Origin of the sequence: Caproiciproducens sp. NJN-50 (assembly GCF_004103755.1) — a bacterium.
Classification (GTDB): domain Bacteria; phylum Bacillota; class Clostridia; order Oscillospirales; family Acutalibacteraceae; genus Caproicibacter.
Genome location: NZ_CP035283.1, coordinates 2,455,468 through 2,473,878 on the forward strand (window position 1 = coordinate 2,455,468; position 18,411 = coordinate 2,473,878).

Here is an 18,411-nt window from a genome sequence, read left to right on the forward strand (position 1 = left end):
TACAACCTCCCTACACGAAAAATGAATATAATTTTTGCCTTATCAGCTTTCTTCTCAGTATTTTAATATAATTCCTGCCTTTTTTAAATTGATTATTTTTTTATTATTAGCAATTTGTTTATTTTTTGTAAGGCGGGATTCGATCATTTTATAAAATTTTATCAATACCATCAAAACGATATTAATTTGCTAAAGATTTCACAGCCCGGTTTTCACCAAAGTTCCGGAATTTTGCCGGAGGCCCGGATAACCGGCTTTCAGAGACAAACCATCATATCCTATTTCCGGCGGACATAAATTTGATGAAAAGGATGTGATGAAAGTGAAACAGAATCAAATAAAATCAACACTCGCAATCCTTTTATTCTCCGCGTTTTTTCTGTTGATCGGGAACAGAATCGCGTCCATGCACGCTTTGCCGATCACCGTAGCGGATTATGAATCGGAACTGAAGGAGCAGGTATTTGCGAAAGTTACAAAAATCGATTCGGTCACGCCGGACCCTACGGACTCCAATACCAACGTCGTCAAATTCACCTGCATCCTCGCGGCGGGAAAAGAAAAGGGAACTGCGGTTCAGGCGACTCAGTATTGCTACAAAAACAACGCGACCATGCCTCCTCAGGTCAGTGTCAACGACAAAGTCGTCCTTGGAATACTGTCCTCTGGAAGCTCGACGGAGTATGCATTCGAAAATTACGACCGAATCGGACAAGTGCTTCTGCTGTCTCTCCTCTTTGCCGGACTCATTCTCCTCTTCGGCGGTAAAAAAGGAGTCAAAACCGTCCTTTCCCTCGCGCTGACCTGCATGGCAATTTTTTTCGTTTTCATCCCGTGCATCATGGCGGGATTCAACGTTTATCTGTCGACTGTCATAATCTGCGTCTATATCATCGCGGTCTCTGATACTCTTACGGGAGGGCTCGGCCTGAAAAGTCTCGCGGCTGCATTGGGCTGTTCCGGCGGTGTGGCATTTTCAGGGTTCCTCTACATTTTCATGGGAAAGGTCATGAAATTAACCGGATCCTATAACGATCAGACCTCCTTGATTATGCAGACCTTTGTACAATGTCCGATCGACCTGAAAGCGGTCGTGTTCGCGATGGTCACGGTCGGCGCGTTGGGCGCGACCATGGACGTCGCCATGTCGATTGCGTCATCTCTGGAAGAAATTCGGGAGAATAACGATCATTTTAAAAAACAAGACCTGATCCATTCGGGCTTCAAGATAGGGAAAGATATTATGGGCACGATGACAAACACGCTGATCCTCGCCTATATCGGCAGCAGCCTTGTCACGGTGCTGATCTATGCTGCGTCCCATTACCCGATTCTTCAACTGCTGAACAAGGAAGAAATCATCATTGAGACTCTCCAGTCCCTGATCGGCAGCCTTGGGATGCTGATCACAATTCCGTTTACCACGGTCATATCGGCTTATCTGTTCCAGAAGCAGAAACGACAGCCGTTCGCCAAAAAAGATCTTACGAGCCGCGTGTCCTGTCGGCAAAATGGCAACCGCGATTTGGACTTCCCCGTTCACGAAAAAAAGTCCAGCCATGTCGGTCACTATGATCCCTATCGTTGAATCGGTCCTCCCCCGTCAAGAGGCCAGCCGGATCCGCACCGCTCCGGTCCGCAGCCAAACCTAAAATCCAGCCGTGTAGGGAGAGTTCATTCTTCGGAATTGAAAGGGATCAGGGAACGACTGCCACGGCCGGATAAACCAACCGGCCGATATAGCAAAGCCCCGCCTCCGGCGGGGCTGGATCTTATACTCCAGAAACATGAAAAAGCCGCATGAACACTAGAAAACTAGAATTCATACGGTTTCAGGCCCGATGCCGGCGGCCGGAAGAAATTCGCCCTTTTTAATACTTGTGAAAGGCGGCTCAGTTCACCGGAACCACTGCTCCCTTAAAAGTATCGTTGATAAATGTTTTAATCTCTTCGCTCTTCAGCACTTCCACAAGAGCTTTGATGTCCTCACGATTTTCATCGCCCTTTCGGACCGCAAGGATGTTTGCATATGTGGTGGCAGCCAGCGAATCCGGTGTTTCCACCTCCAGTGCGTTTTCGACCTTGAGCCCGCCTTCCAGAGCATAGTTGCCGTTGATGATCGCAATATCCACGTCCGGGAGAGATCGGACAAGCTGAGCCGCCTCGATCTCACGGAACTTCAGGTTCTTTTTGTTTTCCACGATGTCTCTCTGCGTGGCTGTAACGCCCGCCCCGCTCTTGAGCTTAATCAAACCGTTCGCCTGAAGAAGCAGCAAGGCTCTCGCTTCATTGGAAGTGTCATTGGGCACCGTAACGGTCGCGCCGTCTTTTAGATTGGCCAGCGCTTTCGTCTTGCCGGCATAAATCCCGAACGGCTCATAGTGAATCGCTCCCGCGGACACGATATTGGTCCCCCTTTCCTTATTGAATTCGGTCAGGTACGGCTGGTGCTGAAAATAGTTCGCATCGAGCTGTTTGTCTTCCAATGCGGTGTTCGGCAGAACATAATCGGAGAATTCCTTGATTTCAAGGTCATACCCCTTGGCCTTCAGCAGTTTTGCCGCTTCCTTCAGAATTTCGGCATGCGGAGTCGGGGAAGCGCCCACTACGATCTTTTTTTGTTCCGAAGCGGAAGACGCTGCCGGCGAAACCGCCGGCGCCTCTGAAGAGGCCGCCTGGGAAGATGCCGTCTGGGAAGATGCCGTCTGGGAAGATGCCGTCTGTGCGGAAGAGGCGCCGCCGGAATTCGCGCAGCCCGCCAGCGCACTAAGGGAAAGGAGTGCTGCCAGCAAAACGGAAACGGATTTACTCTTTTTCATAAATTACCCTCCAGTACTTGTTATGGGATTTGACTATTTTCTTCTGTCAAACGACGCGGCCATTTTCATGCCGAACCCTTGAAAGACCTGGACGATCAGCACAAGAAGCACGACGGTCATCAGCATGATTCCGTTTTGGTAACGGTAATAGCCATAATTGATGGCGATCGTGCCCAAACCTCCGCCGCCCACAAAACCCGCCATGGCGGAATAGCCTAAAACCGTCGTAACCGCAATGGCACAGCCGACGAGCAGAGACGGCCTTGCCTCCGGAAGAAGGACTTTCCATACGATCTGAACATTGGAAGCTCCCATGGACTGTGCCGCCTCAACCACGCCCGCGTCGACCTCTTTCAGCGAAGACTCCACAAGCCGGGCAACAAACGGGGCGGCGGATAAGGTGAGCGGAACCACGGTTGCCGTGGAACCGATGATGGTGCCGGTAACCAGGCGGGTAAATGGGATGATCGCCACCAAGAGAATTAAAAACGGTACGGACCGGGTCAGGTTTACAATGACGTCCAGCGTTTTGAACAGCCCTGTGCAGGGGTGGAGCCCGTCTTTCGAACTTGTGACCAGAAAAATGCCGACCGGCAAGCCGATCATATAAGCAAACAGCGTTGACAGCAGCGTCATGTACAGGGATTCGCCAATGCCCTGAAGAAGCATTAAAACGGTTGACTCATCCCACATAATCATCCACCTCTTCTGCGGTCAGACCTTTCGCGCGGATATAATGGAACATTTTCCGCGCCAGCGCCTCTTCTGCCGGAAGCTGCACGACCATCTGCCCAAACGCTTTGCCGTTCAGGTTTTTTGTGTCCGCATAAAGAATATTAACAGGCGCCTTACAGGCAAGAACCATGCCGGCCAGTACCGGTTCAAAAGAGGAATTGCCGTTAAAGACAATGCGCATACAGCGTTTGCTGATCTTTACCGCTGTGCCTCCCGCGTCCGGGTAAACGAATTTGTGGGCTGCGGCCGTCTTTGGATTTGTAAAGATGTCTTCCACCAGTCCCGTTTCAGCAATCCTGCTTTCGTCAATGATCGCGACCCTGTTGCAGATCCTTTCAATTACGCTCATCTCATGGGTAATAATCACAATGGTAATTCCGAGCCGTCCGTTAATGTCTTTCAGCAGGCTGAGGATCGACTGCGTGGTGGCGGGATCGAGCGCGCTGGTTGCCTCGTCGCACAACAGCGCCTTTGGGTTTGTTGCAAGCGCCCGCGCAATGGCGACGCGCTGCTTCTGTCCCCCGGACAGTTGCGTGGGGTAGGATTCCACCCTGTCGGAAAGCCCCACCAAGTCAAGAAGCTCCCTCGCTTTTTTCTTCGCGTCAGATTTGTGGATTCCGGAGATTTCCAGTGGAAAGCAGACATTTTCGAGCGCGGTACGCTGCATTAAAAGATTGAACTGCTGAAAAATCATTCCGATGGATCGGCGCACGCCGCGCAAATCCGATTCCTTTAGCCTGCATAAGTCTTTTCCGTCAAAAAGGACATTCCCCTGCGTGGGCCTCTCCAACATATTCATACATCGGACCAAGGTGCTTTTCCCCGCGCCGCTCATGCCGATAATGCCGAAAATATCGCCCTTTTCAATCGTGAGGCTGATGTCGTTCAAAGCGTGAATCTCTGTGTCCTTTGTCTGGAATGTTTTGCTCAGATTGTGTATTTCAATCAGCGCCTGACCCAATAGCGTCTTACCTCCTCATCTTCCGGACTTGCGCCATACCTTCCGAATGGTCCCCCCTGTTTTACCTTGTATGCCGCCTTAAATCATTTTATTTCAGGCCGGTCTTTTCAAGAGCCTGCCGGATATCCCCAATAATGTCTTTCGTGTCTTCCAGACCCACGCTGAAACGGAAAAAGCCTTCGTGGAACTCTGCCGGATAAAGGTACTGCCGCTCGTCGTTTGGGCCGAGAAAAACGATCAGGCTTTCGTCGTGCCCGAGGGAAACCGCCGACGTAATAACGCGCAGGTAACTCACAAACCGGTTGTGCGTATCTGCATCGGCATTCAGGCCGAAGGAGATCATGCCGGAAAAGCCTTTTTTCATCTGTTTTACGGCGATCGCATGACCGCGGTCGCTTTCCAGCCCCGGATAAGCGACGAAGCGGACGGACGGATCGTCTTTCAGAAACCGTGCGATTTTCAGGGCGCTTTCGCTGTGCTGGCGCATCCGCAGAGGCAGCGTGACCGCGCCGCGCATGATGAGCCACGCGTTGAACGGGCTGATTGCGCCGCCGAGATTCACCATTGCTTCCGCGCGGATTTTGTCGATGAGCTCCTTTTTTCCGGAAACGGAGCCGCCCAGCGCGTCGCCGTGGCCGTTGATATATTTAGTCAGGCTTTCCGCCGTCAGATCGGCCCCCAATTCGGCCGGCCGCTGAAGGTATGGAGAGGCAAACGTGTTATCAACCGAAAGCAGGATCCCGTTTTCGTGGGCGATTTTTGCAATCGCCGCAATATCGCTGACGCCGATCGTCGGATTTCCGGGAGTTTCGATGTGGATTAATTTTGTATTGGGCCGGATCGCCGCTTTTACCGCTTCCAGGTCGGACATATCCACCAGCGTGGCCTGGATTCCGTACTTGTTTTTCAGGTGTTCCGTCAGCAGCCGGTAGACGGCGATATAGGTCACTTTTGAGCATACCACATGGTCGCCGGAGTTCAGGAAGGCAAAAAATATTCCCGAAAGGGCCGATACGCCGGAAGCAAGAACCACGCAGTCGTCCGTCCCTTCCAGCGAAGCGATCTTTTCCTGAAGATACTTCTGATTCACGCCGCCGTTGCGGGTATAGAGCGCTTTGTCGGCGCTGCTCCAGTTCAGGCTGCTCGGATCGTAGGGCAGCTCGTAGCAGTTCCCAAGCGTGATGGGGCGCTTGATTGCGCCGGTGTCCCGGTCGACATCGTTCCCCGTATGCACCGCTCTCGTCAGGAATCCATATCCGGGACCATATTCACGTTGACTCATGGAAAATCTCCTTGTCTTAATTTGAGTATCGAACAGGCACGCCGTTCTACTCCAAGCCCGTATATTCGTAAAGCGAATTCAGCTTGACAGAATAAAATAAGATTGATACTATATAATAAATAGTATTAATATATGTTATGGTGATTATAAATGAGGATTTCTACAAAAGGACGATATGGGCTCGCATCCCTGATCCTTATGGCACAGAAATATTTAAGCCGGGAAAACGTTACCGTCATTTTTATTTCCGAACAGCTCGGCATCTCAAAGATTTACCTGGAACAGGTCTTTTCCCTGTTGAAACGGGATAACATTGTCATTTCCGTAAAAGGCTCGCGCGGTGGTTATCGGCTTCTGAAAACACCGGACGCGATCTCCGTTTATGAGGTCTTATCCGCTTTGGAGCCATCCCTCTTTGAAATTACGGAGAGTTCGGTAGAGGATAAAGCGCCCGAGGTGGAACGGACCATGCAGAAAAAGGTCTTTGACGTTATCAATTCCGCCTTAATCACCGCTCTGAAAAAGATCACATTATATGATCTCGCGCGCGATGCGGAAAAGCGGCCTGCCGGATATATGTACTACATTTAACGGGCAGCCTTTCCGGGGTGCCGCCGAAACGCACCTCCGTGCTGGTAAAACAGGGAATCCGATAGTGATGAGGAGCGCTTTGGCGCCCCTCATTTGCACTGTCCTTTCGCTTTTAAGTATCTGCTCCTTTTAATCCGGAATCGCCTGATCAAGCGCCTGGCCGATATCCCAGATCAGATCGTCCGGATCTTCCACCCCGATGGAAAGGCGGATGGTTTCCGGCCCGAAGCCCGCCGCGCGCTGCTCTTCCAGCGTCAATTGCTGGTGGGTTGTGGTAGACGGATGGATAACCAGCGATTTCGCGTCCGCAACATTGGCAAGCTGAGAGAAAATCTGCAGGCTGTCGATGAACTTCTTTGCTTCATCGACGTTCCCTTTCAGCGAGAATGTAAAGATGGAGCCCGCGCCCCTCGGGAAATATTTCTTTGCGAGGCCATAGTATCTGTTCGATTTCAGGCCCGGATAGTTGACTTCCCTGACCTTCGGATTGCTGTCGAGATACTCCGCAACTTTTTCCGTGTTGGAAACATGCTTTGCCACGCGGAGCGACAGAGACTCCAGGCTCTGGATGAACAGCCACGAATTGAATGCGGAAAGCGTCGCGCCGGTGTCGCGCAGAAGCTGCGCGCGGATTTTTGTCACGAAGGCCGCCGCGCCGAGATCCGCGTATCTGATCCCGTGGTAGCTTTTGTCCGGCTCGGTGAATCCCGGAAATTTTCCGCCGGTCCAGTCGAAGTTGCCGCCGTCCACGATCACGCCGCCGATGGAAGAACCATGGCCGCCGATGAACTTCGTCGCGGAATGGACGACCACGTTCGCGCCGTGCTCAAACGGGCGGAACAGGTATGGGGTCGCGAACGTGTTGTCCACAATGACCGGGATCCCGTGCTTCTTCGCGATTTCACCGACCGCATCGAAATCGATCACGTTGATGCCCGGATTGCCGAGCGTTTCGTAATAGAGCGCTTTCGTCCTGGGGGTAATTGCCTTTTCAAAGTTGCTCACGTCCTCCGGATCGACAAAAACTGTTTTGACGCCGTATTTCGGCAGCGTATGCGCGAACAGATTGTAGGTGCCGCCGTACAGCGTGCTGGCGGATACGATCTCGTCTCCCGCGCCGGCAATATTCAGGATGGCGTAAGTGACCGCCGCCGCGCCGGACGCGACGCCCAGCCCCGCGGAACCGCCTTCCAGCGCCGCGATGCGCTGTTCAAAAACGTCCGTCGTCGGATTCGTGAGGCGGGAGTAGATGTTGCCGGGAATCGTCAGCCCGAAGCGTCCTTCCGCCTCGGCGGTGTCCTTGAATACATAAGATGTGGTCTGATAAATCGGGACGGCGCGCGCGCCCGTCGCCGGGTCCGGCTTCTGCCCCGCCTGTACCTGAAGAGTGTCAAATCCAAATTTTCTCTCGCTCATCGTCAATCAACCTTTCAAAATAATATTCATGGATTTCTTGGGAAATGATATAAAAAAGGCCGGCAGGTCTTTGACCTGACAGCCCTTTTGTCGGTTTGAATGCGGCGTTTTAAGCGCCTGGATCTATTCCAACAGCAGAAGGGAGCGGTCATGTTCCATTTTGGGCATGCCACAGCACATGATGCACATCGCGCACATCATGCAATCCATTTTGCCGTTGTTGCAAGCCAGAGCTTTCATAGCCGTCTCCTCCTTTAATACTAGTTATCATATATGCTTTGTATTCATATAATATTCTGAACATCCGCTTTTGTCAAGGTCTTTTCCTATAAATATGAGATAAATATTTTCATGGCCGACAGGATGCATAGACGACATGCGGCCGGCAGCTCCAAATGATATCCGGGTTCTATGTCCGTGATAGTCCCATAGGATGAATCTATGAAATATCATAAAATTTTTGAGTTGGCTACAGCGGCGCTTTTATGGTATCTTAATATGCAATATAAATTATTCATATCATAATTATAGGAATAGGGGATTTCGCAATGAGAACATCCGTGATAGGATTTCCGAGGATCGGCTCTCTTCGGGAACTGAAATTTGCATCGGAAAGCTATTTTAAGGGAGAAAAAGATCCGGAGGAATTATTGTCGGCAGGGAAAGCGCTTCGCGAGAAGCATTGGCGCTTACAGAAAGCCAGCGGCCTTGATTCCATTCCGTCCAACGACTTCTCTTTTTACGACGGGATGCTCGATACGGCCGTTTTGCTGAACGCGGTCCCGAAAAGATACCGGGAGCTGGGGCTTGGCGGCCTCGACGAATATTTCGCAATGGCGAGAGGCTACCAGGGCTCAAACGGAGACGTCAGAGCGCTGGCTATGAAAAAGTGGTTCAACACCAACTATCACTATCTGGTGCCGGAAATAGAGGATGACACGGCAATCAGCCTCGCGGGCACAAAGGTGTTTGAAGAGTTTTCAGAAGCGATGGCCCTTGGCATTTTAACAAAGCCTGTCGTTATCGGTCCGTTCACCTTTTTGAAGCTTGCCAAATTTACGGGCAGGAAAAGGGCCGCTGATTTTACCGGCGGCATTGTAAGGGCTTATTCCTCGCTGATCGAAAAGCTCGCGGCGTCAGGCGCGGAGTGGATCCAATTCGACGAACCGTCGCTGGCGATGGATCAAACTTCGGAAGACGTCTCCCTTTTCAGCGGACTGTACGCGGGAATTCTGGAGGCGAAGGGGAAGGCAAAAATTTTGCTGCAGACCTACTTTGGGGACATCCGGGACTGCTACGGGGAAGCGGCCGCGCTTGATTTCGACGGAATCGGCCTGGACTTTATCGAGGGAAAGGAAAGCCTCCGGCTGATCCGGGAGAACGGTTTTCCGGATCATAAGACCTTATTTGCGGGCCTTGTGAACGGGAAGAACATCTGGCGGAACAACTACGCAAAGACGTTGTCGGCAATCGGTGAATTGAAAGGGCACGCGGACCATATCGTCCTCGGGACGTCCTGCTCTCTGCTCCATGTCCCGTTTACCGTCGAAAATGAAACACAGCTTGACAATACATACAAAAGGCACCTGGCTTTTGCCGTGGAAAAGCTGCGGGAACTCGCCGACCTGAAAAAGCTGGCTTCCTGCGACCTGCCGTTGGAGACGGATGAATATGCCGTCAATGAGGCTCTGTTTAAAAAAGTGCGGCAGGGCGCGGACAAAACCGTGAGGGCAAGAATCAACTCCCTTTCTGAGCGGGATTTCACGAGGCTTCCCGTTTTTGCGGAACGTGAAAAGATTCAGAACGAGTTTTTTCATCTGCCGCTTCTTCCGACAACCACGATCGGTTCCTTCCCGCAGACCGCCGACGTCCGCGCAAACCGCTCCGCTTTCAAGAAAGGGCGGATTTCCGAAAAGCAGTATATGGATTTCAACAAACAGAAGATCAAAGACTGCATCGAGCTCCAGGAAAAAATCGGGCTGGACGTTCTTGTTCACGGCGAATTCGAGCGAAACGACATGGTTGAATATTTCGGCGATCACTTGAACGGATTTCTCTTCACCGAAAAAGCGTGGGTCCAGTCCTATGGCACGCGCTGCGTAAAGCCGCCAATCGTATGGGGAGACGTCTCACGCCGGCATCCGATCACGGTGGAATATTCAAAATATGCGCAGAGCCTGACGGATCAGTACGTCAAGGGCATGCTGACAGGGCCGGTGACCATACTGAACTGGTCTTTTCCAAGAGAAGATATTTCATTAAAGGAATGTGCGTTTCAAATCGCGCTCGCCATCCGGGATGAGGTTCTCGATCTGGAGGCGAACGGGATCAAGATGATTCAAATCGACGAAGCCGCCCTGCGGGAAAAGCTGCCGCTGAGAAAGGCCGATTGGCACAGCGGGTATCTCGACTGGGCGATTCCCGCGTTCCGGCTCGTCCACAGCGGCGTGAAACCGGAAACACAAATCCACACGCACATGTGCTACAGCGAATTCGGCGATATCATAAAAGACATTGACAATATGGACGCGGACGTGATCACGTTTGAAGCCTCGCGCTCCGATCTGGCTATCATCGACGCCCTGAACGAATGCGGCTTTAAAACCGAAGTGGGGCCGGGCGTCTACGACATCCATTCCCCGAGAGTGCCGGCGGTTTCGGAAATTAGAAACACGCTTCATAAAATGCTGGGGAAAATTCCGAAGGAAAAGCTTTGGGTCAATCCGGACTGCGGCCTGAAAACGCGGGGATATCGTGAGACCGTATCAAGCCTTGAGCACCTTGTTCAGGCCGCCAAAGAGGCAAGAGGTGAACTGTAATGCGTACCAGCGAATTGTTTCAAAGGAAAACCGTGTTTTCCTTTGAAGTCTTCCCTCCGAAAAAGACCGCTTCGATCGATACTATCTATAACGCTCTGCAGAAAATGCGCGGGCTTTCCCCCGATTTTATCAGCGTCACCTACGGAGCGGCGGGAAGCGCCGGCGATCTGACCGTGAAAATCGCTTCCGACATCCGGACCCGGTACGGTTTGGAGAGTGTCGCCCATCTCCCATGCATCAATTTCACCAGGGAAAATGTGCTGGAAGTACTGAAAACCTTAAAGCAAAGCGGCATTGAAAACATTCTGGCCCTGCGAGGAGACATCAGCCCGGACAGCGCTCCCCAAACGGATTTTAAACATGCAAGCGACCTGATTGCGTTCATAAAGGAAAACGGAAACTTCAATGTCATCGGGGCATGCTACCCGGAAGGGCATCCTGAGTCGGGAGGGCTTGTCAGGGACATTCAAAACCTGAAAATAAAGGTCGACGCGGGTACGGATCAGCTGATTTCCCAGCTTTTTTTCGATAACAGCTGTTTTTATTCTTTTTTGGAACGCACCGAGATTGCAGGGATTCACGTCCCGATCCAGGCGGGGATCATGCCGGTGACGAACAAAAAGCAGATCGAACGAATGGTTTCTCTCTGCGGAGCGGCACTTCCGAAAAAGTTCGAGACGATCATGGAAAAGTACGGAAGCGACCCGGCTGCGATGCGCGACGCGGGAATCGCGTACGCCATTGACCAGATCGTGGACCTTATCGCGCAGGGGGTGGACGGCATCCACCTGTATACGATGAACAACTCCTACGTTGCGTCGAAAATCAGTGAAGCGGTGTCCAGCCTTCTGAAAGCGAATCAAATTTCAGCGTAAAAGATGAAGCTTTTACCGTCCGCAAATTTTTTCTTGACATTTATCGGCGAATCCGTTATAATTGCCGTAACGCGATTTCAAATGTAAGCATATATAAATAATATGTTTTAACGACTGACCGGAAAACCGGAGGCCGGGCACTGGTACCTCGTACTTTGCCCGGCGTTTTTTATAACGGCTTTGGAAGGATAAGGAGAGATACAGGATGAAGTGCATGGCTGCTGTTTCAGGACGGAAAAACAATATGATGTGCATGATGTGCTGTATGCGAATGTCTAAAACGGGCAATTCGTTTCACTTGTTATGTCCAAGGTTAAATTGATGATGGATTCCGTATGCCGCACAGGGATGTAAAGCATATGAAAGCTCATGGGTCAATTGGCCTGTGAGCTTTTTTTCATCCATGAAACCGAGCTATTCGAAAAGGGCGGTGAATGCCATGCTGGAAAAGGATACTGGTTGTCATAACGCGGAGATTTATCAAAAATTGTTGGAGTACATAAAAGATATCCGATACGGTTCTATCGTAGTGGTGATCCAGGACGGCAAAATAGTCCAGATCGAAAAAAACGAGAAAGTGAGATTTATTTAAAAAAATCGAAACGGACTGACCGGAAAACCGGAGGTCGGGTTGGGCTGAAAAACGCCTGGCCCGGCCATTTTTATTTTCAACTTGGACAGAAGAGGGTGGTATGAAATGAAAGAGAAATTCTTAGAGAACGAAGAGCTGCTGCGCATTGCGAAAACGCATCCCTGTTTAAGCCGGGAGGCGAACACAGCGTTTGGAAGGCTGCATCTGCCGGTCAGCCCGGCGTGCAATATCCAGTGCCGGTTTTGCAGCCGTTCGCTCAATAAAACGGAACAGCGTCCGGGCGTGACCGCGCAGGTGCTTCAGCCCGAACAGGCGGTGGAAAAAGTCCGGCAGGCGCTTGAGCTTTGCCCGCAGATCACCGTCGCGGGCATTGCGGGCCCGGGCGACACGCTCGCGACAGATTCTGCCCTGCGCACTTTCCGGCTGGTACATGAAGCTTACCCGGAGCTGACTCTCTGCCTTTCTACCAACGGGCTGATGCTTCCGGATTACGCACAGGAGTTGTACGACGCGGGTGTCAGGACGATTACCGTTACGGTAAACGCCGTAGACCCAGAGATCCAGGCGAAGATCATTTCTTACATCGTCTATCAGGGAATCCGCTATGTGGGCAGGGAGGCGGCGTCCATCCTGATCCGGCGCCAGCTGGAGGGGATCCGGAAAGTCAGCGGCCTGGGAGTCATTACAAAAGTCAATACCGTTCTGATTCCGGGCGTCAACGGCCATCACATCGGAACCGTTGCAAAGGCGGTGCGGGAAGCGGGCGCCAATATCTACAACATGATCCCGCTGATCCCGCAGCATGATTTCTCAGATTATCCCGCTCCGTCCTGTTTGCAGATTGAGGCGGCCAGAGCCTCGGCGGAAAAATATATTCCTGTTTTCCGGCATTGCCAGCATTGCCGGGCCGACGCCTGCGGGATTCCCGGAAAAGGGGATCTGTCTTCGAGACTATACGGGGAAGTCTGCGCGGAAACCTTTTCCCACGGATGATCTGACACGAAGCCCGGGAAGGAAGAAAAATATGACGATAAAAGTGGCCGTTACGAGCAGCGACGGCAAAAGGATCGACCAGCACTTTGGGCATTGCATGAACTTTTCAATTGCCGAGATCAATCAGGAGGATTCTTCCTGGAAAATGGTTGACAGCCGCAAAACGGCCCGGACCTGCCATGAATTTTCACATGACGCGGAACAGGTCGAGCAGGTTGTTGATTCCCTGTCGGACTGCGATTATCTGCTTACATACCGCATTGGATATTATCCCAATCTTCTGTTTTCATCAAAAGGAATTCAATGCGTGGAAACTCCAACGGAAGAGCCCGTCACGATCGAGCAAGGCATAGCGCGGCTGCTTTCTATAACTCAATCGATGAAATAAATTTTCAAATTAATACAATTCCTGAAAGGGTGAGCTTATAATACTATGAGTTTAAATCTGGCAAACGCGGAAGTTGAAGTCCGGGAAAGAAGGCTGCATTCCATCGTATCCTATCATGGAACGGCGGTGGACCTGAACGAACGGTCGAAAACAAAGTCCTTACCCTGCGGCGGGCTGTCCTATGAGCAATGCAAGGACTGCTCGCAGGGATGCGCCGAATCCATCACGTACCTCATCAGGGACGCGGCTGTCGTCGTGCACTCCCCCGTCGGCTGCTGCAGCCGCGGAGCGTCTTATTTCATTCAGGGCGACGTCGTCAACAGGGCAAGGGGATTGCCCGCGCAGAACGTAAACATCATCTGTTCCAACATCCAGGAAAAAGACACCATATACGGCGGCCTTGAAAAACTTCGAAACGCAGTTCATGAGGCATACGGAAGATTCCATCCTTCCGCAATATTCGTGCATTCTTCCTGTGCGGCCGGAATCGTCGGTGACGACATCGACAGCGAGGCGGACGCCCTTCAGGACGAACTCGGCATTCCGGTTGTACCGATTTTCTGCGAAGGCTTTAAATCAAGGATATGGTCCACCGGATTCGACGCGGGATTTCACGGCATACTCCGCAAGATCGTAAAGCCGCCCAGAAAAAAGGATGAAAATCTAATCAATATTTTTAACTTTGAAGGAAGCGATACCTTCGGCCCGCTCCTGGAGAAAATCGGGCTGCGGGCAAATTATCTGGTCCCCCTGGCGACGGTGGAAACGCTTTCGAGAATGTCGGAAGCGGCCTGCTCCGCGCATATCTGCGAGACGCTGGCTACCTACGTCGCACATGCTCTGGAAGAAAAATACGGCGTGCCCGAAGTGAAAGCCCCCGCTCCTTTCGGAATCGAATGGACGGATCAATGGCTCAGGGAGATCGCAAAATATACCCATAAAGAAGAGCTCGCGGAAAAGGCCATTGCGTCGGAGCATCAGAGGATCTTGCCTGAGCTTCAGAAAATCAGGCAAAAGCTCGCAGGAAAAAACGTTTATGTGTTTGCGGGAGATTCGTTTGCCCACAGCATTGCGAATATGGCGAACGACCTGAATCTCAAACTGCTTGGGGTCACCACCCTGCACCATGACCAGGCGACCGACGGAAATCTGGAAAGCCTGAACACGCTGGATCAATATATTAAAAGCAGAGGCGATATCGGCTTCTTTACCGTCTGCAACAAGCAGCCTTATCAAATGGTAAAAATACTGAAAAAGCTTCATCCCGATTTATTGATCGTCCGTCACGCGAACATGACGATCCTTGGCACAAAGCTGGGCATACCCACCGTTCTGGAAGGCGACGTCAATATCAACGCCGGTTACGACGGGGTGATCAAATTGGGAAAAAGGCTGTATGAAGCGCTGCTGACGCGAAAAGCGATTCAAACCATTTCAGAGCATGTGGAGTGGCCGTATACGGATTGGTGGCTGAACGAGGAAAATCCTTTCTACTTTGAAGGGGGAAAAGAAGCATGAGTGCGATCATCGAACAGCCGAGGTATACCTGTGCGCTGGGGTCGCAGCAGACCGTGCTGGCGATCCCGAAGGGAATCCCGATCGTCCACGCCGGTCCGGGCTGCTCCTCTAAGATATTCCAATATGAGAACCTGGACGCCGGGTTCCAGGGGGAGGGCTACGCGGGAGGCGGCGCGGTTTCCTGCACGAACACAAGCGAGCAGGAAGTGGTCTTCGGAGGAGAAGAAAAATTGAAGGCGTTAGTGAGAAACACCTTCAAAATCATAAAGGGGGACTTGTTCGTTATTCTTTCGGGCTGTACCGCGGGAATCGTGGGCGACGACGTAAAACAGGTGGCGTCTCAGTTTGCGTCGCAGGGGAAACCGATTGTCGGCGTCGACACCTCGGGATTCCGGGGGAACAATTATTACGGGCATGAGCTGGTGGTAAATGAAATCATCAATCAGTTTATCGGCGACGCGGTCCCCCGCAGAAGAGAAAGGCTTGTAAATGTATTTTCGGTCGTCCCCAACCAGGACCCCTTCTGGCGTGCCGATCTGGAAGAAATCAAAAGGCTGCTGGCCAAATTGGGACTGGAAGTGAACATCCTGTTCGGCGACGGCTCAAACGGTGTAAGCGAATGGGAGGACATTCCAAACGCGCAGTTTAATCTTATCCTGTCTCCATGGGTCTGCCTGAGCACCGCAAAACTCCTGAAGGAAAAATACGGGACGCCCTATCTGCACTATCCGATTCTTCCGGTGGGAGCGAAAGCGACCGGCGCCTTTTTACGGACCGTGGCTGAATTCGCGGGAGTCCCAAAGGAACACGCCGAAGCGGTGATAAAGGAGGAGGAAAAGAGGTTTTATCATTACCTGGTTTCTCTCGGGGACTTTATCGCCGATCTGCGGAACAATATTCCGTATGAGCTGTATGCGGTCGCCGACAGCGCCTATGCGATTGGAACAAGCGATTTTCTTGTCAACGAACTCGGTTTTATCCCCAGGGGGATTTACGCGACGGAGAATCCCTCCCCGTCCGGCGAACAGAGGATCAGAAAGGCGTGGTCGCTGGCCGTAAGCGATTACCCGGACGCGCTGTCGGTCGAGGCGGACGGCGGGATGATTCAGGCGGATATCAGGGCGAAGATCGGGGAGTCAAACCGGGCGGTCATTCTGGGCAGCACATGGGAATCGAGGCTGGCGGCGGAACACAACAACCTGCTGATCCACCTCAGCCTTCCGATTGCCGACGACGTTATCGTCAACAGGAGCTTCACCGGTTATAACGGCGGGCTCCGGCTGATGGAGGAAATCTACTCCGGCATATTCAGAAAAGGCAATATATCCCAGACCACACAGACGGCTAAAGCATCTCAAATCTAAAGAGGATTATTTCAATGTATAAAGTTGCGATCGCATCTTCCAACGGCAGAAATATCGACCTTCATTTCGGCCAGGCAAAGGAATTCCATATCATTCAGGTCGATGAGAAAACCGGCCGGTGGGAAGAGAGCGAGCTGAGAAAAATACCGGATTTCAAGCTTTGTGAGCCGGATTTTCACTGCCGGGGTCATGGCGGGGACACCGCATCCCTGAAAACGATCGCCGGCCTTCTGCAGGATTGCCCTTACCTGCTGGTTAAGAAAATCGGCCTGTACCCCTACAGGATCTTACAGCAATCCGGGACCGACAGCCTGGAAGCCCCCTGTGAGCTGGACGAGGCGATCAGGAAATTAAACGCCTACCACACGCGCAGGCGGGAAAAGGGAAGAGACAAATGACGAAGATATTTTACCCCGACTTTTTCAACGATGTTTTCGGGCCGATCATGCAGCCCGGCTCCAGCGGTTCGTTCGCGGGGCCGTGCAGAATCGGCAATATCGCAAGGAGCCTGATCGGCGGCGACCCGGTGAAGGTCGGATTTTTACTCAACCGCTCGGACGGGAGGCTCCCGCATCTCGTGAACTTCATGTCCGACAGGGCGTACCTTGGCGGCATTCAGGGCTTTCAGACCGACGACGTCCGGCTGTTCGACGCGCCGTCTCTGGCAAGGGAAAAAGGAATTTCCTACGATTTTGGATATCTGGAAAAGGATAATCCCTATCCCGGAAGCATTGAAATCCTGATCGAAGGAAAAAACGGAGAAAAGGGCAGCCTTACCGCCGAATCGATCGGCGGCGGAATGATCCGCACCGATCGGATCAATGGCTTTGAAATCGAATGGCAGTCCGATACATACGGGATTCTCATAGAAAAAGCAAGCGGCGACAGGGCGGATCTTTCGGATGCCTTTGAAGAAGCCAACCGGCCCCGGCTTGTAAACAGGCTGAAGCTGAAAAAAGCGGATCATGCAAACGGGTATTTTTACGAATTTTCCGAAAAACCGGATTTGCAGGAGATAAAACGCTATTTCCCCGACGATAGGATCGCCGTTCTTCCGGCTTTGCTTCCGGTCGTTACAACTCCCGAAAGGCGCCCGCAGCTCTTTAAGACAGTGGAAGAGTGGCGCCGGTTTGCCGACGGGAAAGGGATCAGCTTTGCGCAGGCCGCCATCGAATACGAAAAGGCCTTTTCCGGCTGGAGCGGCGAACGGATCTGGGATTATTTCGAAAAAATAGCGGATATCCTGTACGAACAAATCCACTCTTTGGAAAAGGTTGGATATGAAAACGCGAAAGACACCTCCCTCCTGCCGATTTACGGAAAATACTGGGACAGATACGAGAGAGAGAAAAAGCCGCTCGGCGATCCGCTGACAAAGCACATCCTGCGCCATGCGATGTCCACGAACGCAAAGCTGCCCGGCGTCCGGATTGTGCCCGGGCCGATGGGGACCGGGGGCGGCTATTTATTCTCCGCGCTGGACGCCGTGAGGGAAGAATACGGCTTCAGCCATAAAAAGCTGCTGGAGGCGCTGGCGGTGGCGGCGGCGCTGGGCGCGCTGGCTTACACGCACACAAACGCAAGCGGCAGCGTCGGCTGCGTGGGCGAATCCGGCGTCTGCTGCGCAATGGCTTCCGGTGCGGTCACCTGGATCGCGGGGGGAGACGGGCTGCAGGTGGAACACGCCGCGTCCATGGCACTGCAGGCGAATCTGGGAATTCCGTGCGACCCCATCTCCGGCGGCCTGGAGTTTCCGTGCCTGACCAGGACCCTGCGCGCGGCCGTGACCGCGCCGCTTTACGCCGATCTCGCGCTGAGCGGGATAGACCCCCTGATCCCCTATCACGAGGTTTTGCAGGCGATTGAGTCCAACTTCCGGCATGCCGACAACCGATACCTCTGCGGGCCCGAATGCGGCTGCAACTGCACGCCGACCGCCCGGAAATGCCTGGAAAATCTGGAGCAGCATTCGGAGGGCATTCTGCATTTTCACGCGGATGCATGATGAAAGACTCCGTACTAATGGAAGACCGTCTAAACATTCCGGGAAAGCCGTGT

Annotated in this window: 16 protein-coding genes; 11 read left to right on the top strand and 5 right to left on the bottom strand. The window is 52.3% G+C overall.

The window, feature by feature from the left end; all coding sequences use genetic code 11:
• Positions 1-322 precede the first annotated feature (322 nt).
• Positions 323-1,588, top strand: coding sequence for a YibE/F family protein (locus EQM14_RS11855; protein WP_164919070.1), 1,266 nt, complete (start codon positions 323-325; stop codon positions 1,586-1,588).
• Between the two features lie 304 nt (positions 1,589-1,892).
• Here the strand turns inward: EQM14_RS11855 and EQM14_RS11860 are convergent, their stop codons facing one another.
• The 4 genes from EQM14_RS11860 to EQM14_RS11875 form a co-directional block, all read right to left on the bottom strand.
• Positions 1,893-2,819, bottom strand: coding sequence for a MetQ/NlpA family ABC transporter substrate-binding protein (locus EQM14_RS11860; RefSeq protein WP_128743258.1), 927 nt, complete (start codon positions 2,817-2,819; stop codon positions 1,893-1,895).
• A gap of 33 nt (positions 2,820-2,852) precedes the next feature.
• Positions 2,853-3,512, bottom strand: a complete 660-nt coding sequence (locus EQM14_RS11865) for a methionine ABC transporter permease (RefSeq protein WP_128743260.1) — start codon at positions 3,510-3,512, stop codon at positions 2,853-2,855.
• Positions 3,502-4,515, bottom strand: a complete 1,014-nt coding sequence (locus EQM14_RS11870; RefSeq protein ID WP_128743262.1) for a methionine ABC transporter ATP-binding protein — start codon at positions 4,513-4,515, stop codon at positions 3,502-3,504. The genes EQM14_RS11865 and EQM14_RS11870 overlap by 11 nt, the downstream gene beginning before the upstream one ends.
• An 88-nt stretch (positions 4,516-4,603) precedes the next feature.
• Complete coding sequence (locus EQM14_RS11875; protein ID WP_128743263.1) at positions 4,604-5,797, bottom strand: trans-sulfuration enzyme family protein; 1,194 nt, start codon at positions 5,795-5,797, stop codon at positions 4,604-4,606.
• Between the two features lie 150 nt (positions 5,798-5,947).
• Between EQM14_RS11875 and EQM14_RS11880 the strand changes: the two genes are divergently transcribed.
• Entirely contained in the window at positions 5,948-6,388 is a 441-nt protein-coding gene (locus EQM14_RS11880; RefSeq protein WP_128743265.1) for an RrF2 family transcriptional regulator, read from the top strand.
• Positions 6,389-6,517: 129 nt separating this feature from the next.
• On the opposite strand, the gene EQM14_RS11885 is transcribed toward EQM14_RS11880, so the two are convergent.
• The gene (locus EQM14_RS11885; RefSeq protein ID WP_128743267.1) at positions 6,518-7,804 is read right to left on the bottom strand and encodes an O-acetylhomoserine aminocarboxypropyltransferase/cysteine synthase family protein; all 1,287 of its coding nucleotides are present in this window, start codon (positions 7,802-7,804) and stop codon (positions 6,518-6,520) included.
• 548 nt (positions 7,805-8,352) lie between these two features.
• On the opposite strand from EQM14_RS11885, the gene metE reads away from it, so the two are divergent.
• The 9 genes from metE (at position 8,353) to EQM14_RS11930 (ending at position 18,358) form a co-directional block, all read left to right on the top strand.
• Entirely contained in the window at positions 8,353-10,623 is a 2,271-nt protein-coding gene (gene metE, locus EQM14_RS11890; protein ID WP_128743269.1) for a 5-methyltetrahydropteroyltriglutamate--homocysteine S-methyltransferase, read from the top strand.
• Positions 10,623-11,498: a methylenetetrahydrofolate reductase [NAD(P)H] gene (gene metF, locus EQM14_RS11895; protein WP_128743271.1), complete on the top strand. Its 876-nt coding sequence runs from the start codon at positions 10,623-10,625 to the stop codon at positions 11,496-11,498. Before metE ends, metF begins: the two co-directional genes overlap by 1 nt.
• 439 nt (positions 11,499-11,937) lie before the next feature.
• Positions 11,938-12,090, top strand: a complete 153-nt coding sequence (locus EQM14_RS11900; protein ID WP_128744325.1) for a YezD family protein — start codon at positions 11,938-11,940, stop codon at positions 12,088-12,090.
• A 105-nt stretch (positions 12,091-12,195) separates the two neighbouring features.
• Positions 12,196-13,083 (top strand): radical SAM protein, encoded by an 888-nt coding sequence (locus tag EQM14_RS11905; protein WP_128743272.1) that lies wholly within the window; start codon positions 12,196-12,198, stop codon positions 13,081-13,083.
• 31 nt (positions 13,084-13,114) lie between these two features.
• Entirely contained in the window at positions 13,115-13,471 is a 357-nt protein-coding gene (locus tag EQM14_RS11910) for a NifB/NifX family molybdenum-iron cluster-binding protein (protein ID WP_128743274.1), read from the top strand.
• Between the two features lie 45 nt (positions 13,472-13,516).
• Entirely contained in the window at positions 13,517-14,989 is a 1,473-nt protein-coding gene (locus EQM14_RS11915; RefSeq protein WP_128743275.1) for a nitrogenase component 1, read from the top strand.
• Complete coding sequence (locus EQM14_RS11920; protein ID WP_128743277.1) at positions 14,986-16,353, top strand: nitrogenase component 1; 1,368 nt, start codon at positions 14,986-14,988, stop codon at positions 16,351-16,353. The genes EQM14_RS11915 and EQM14_RS11920 overlap by 4 nt, the downstream gene beginning before the upstream one ends.
• A 14-nt stretch (positions 16,354-16,367) precedes the next feature.
• On the top strand, positions 16,368-16,751 hold the full coding sequence (locus tag EQM14_RS11925) for a NifB/NifX family molybdenum-iron cluster-binding protein (protein ID WP_128743279.1): 384 nt from the start codon (positions 16,368-16,370) through the stop codon (positions 16,749-16,751).
• On the top strand, positions 16,748-18,358 hold the full coding sequence (locus tag EQM14_RS11930) for an L-serine ammonia-lyase, iron-sulfur-dependent, subunit alpha (protein ID WP_128743280.1): 1,611 nt from the start codon (positions 16,748-16,750) through the stop codon (positions 18,356-18,358). Before EQM14_RS11925 ends, EQM14_RS11930 begins: the two co-directional genes overlap by 4 nt.
• The last annotated feature ends 53 nt before the right edge of the window (positions 18,359-18,411 follow it).